This window comes from uncultured Leptotrichia sp., from assembly GCF_938036635.1.
Taxonomy (GTDB): domain Bacteria; phylum Fusobacteriota; class Fusobacteriia; order Fusobacteriales; family Leptotrichiaceae; genus Leptotrichia; species Leptotrichia hongkongensis.
In genome coordinates this window covers 1-1217 of record NZ_CALHQO010000483.1, presented here as the reverse complement: position 1 = coordinate 1217, position 1217 = coordinate 1, and the positions used below count along the sequence as shown (strand labels likewise).

1 protein-coding gene is annotated in these 1217 nt (G+C 30.6%); it reads right to left on the bottom strand.

Annotation, left to right across the window (positions count from 1 at the left end; translation table 11 throughout):
- Window positions 1–94 precede the first annotated feature (94 nt).
- Window positions 95–1217: AAA family ATPase (locus Q0370_RS09805; protein WP_299575175.1), on the bottom strand; the 1123-nt coding region annotated here is incomplete at its 5' end.

Genomic DNA, 1217 nt, shown 5'->3' with positions numbered 1-1217 from the left:
TATTTTATAAATAAAAATCCAATAAAAAGTATTACAATAATCCAATTAAATACGTTAAACCAATCTACCATCCAATTCCTCCATAAAATTACAATTATCGAACTTTTTCCTTCACCATCTTAAATTTCTTCTTATAAAACGCTATCCCAATCAAATCAATCCGTTCAACATCCCGACTCACAAGTTCCTGAAAATACTCCATTCTTTTTATTTGCTCAACAGCCTCTTCCGCCTCTCTTTGCATATCTTTCAACCGTTTTGATACTTTCAGTTCAATTATATAGCCATATCCCTTTTTATCTTTTGGCTCCAAATACAAGTCAAATCTTCCATGTCCAGATTCCTGATTTCCTTTTACATAATAATAGCCTCTAAGTCCTGAAAATAAGCCAGTGAAATAGCCTTGATAAAAACTTTCCTTATAATTTTCCATAAAACTTACCGAATTGAGTACATTTTCCCGCAGTTCCTTTTCAAACATTTCTAAATCCCCATAAACCAATGCTTCAAGTACATTACTGAAATTTGGTTTTTCGTTTAAATATTCATCTATGAAAAGATCCCTAAAATAACTTGCGATTTCATAGTTTGGGATTCTTAATTTATATTTTCCTTCAAATCCTTCTTCTTCAGCAGTTAAATATCCAGCATTTAACAATAAATTCCACAATTGTTCCGTTGTTTTCAGATTCTTAAATTTCACATTTTCATTTATTTTCACGCTTATTGTCTTATTTAAAAGAAGTTTTTCAAAATCATCAAACATTTCCTGTCCTGCCACTTCTGCCAGCAATTTTCTTATCTCATCATCTCCGCCACTGTTTACCCAATAGGCCTTTAATCTTTTCTCATCAAGATATTTAGTAAAAGACCAAGGATTGTAAATTCTCTGTCCGCCAAAGCTGTAACCATTGTACCAGAATCTTACATTTTCAAAATTTTTCTCAAGTTCATATTCTTTCAGAGTTTTCTTCACTTCATCTTCTGTAAACCCAAAATATTCAGTAAATTCATCACTTAAAACACTATTAATTCTTACATTATTAAGCCCTGAAAACAGCCCTTCTTTTGATACCCTATTTATTCCAGTTATTATTCCAAATTTCAAATATTTATTATTTTTTAGCACAGATGAATACAAGACTCTATAAAAATCAATCACTTCATCATAATATCCTTTTACGTATGCTGTGATTAAAGGTGTATCGTATTCATCT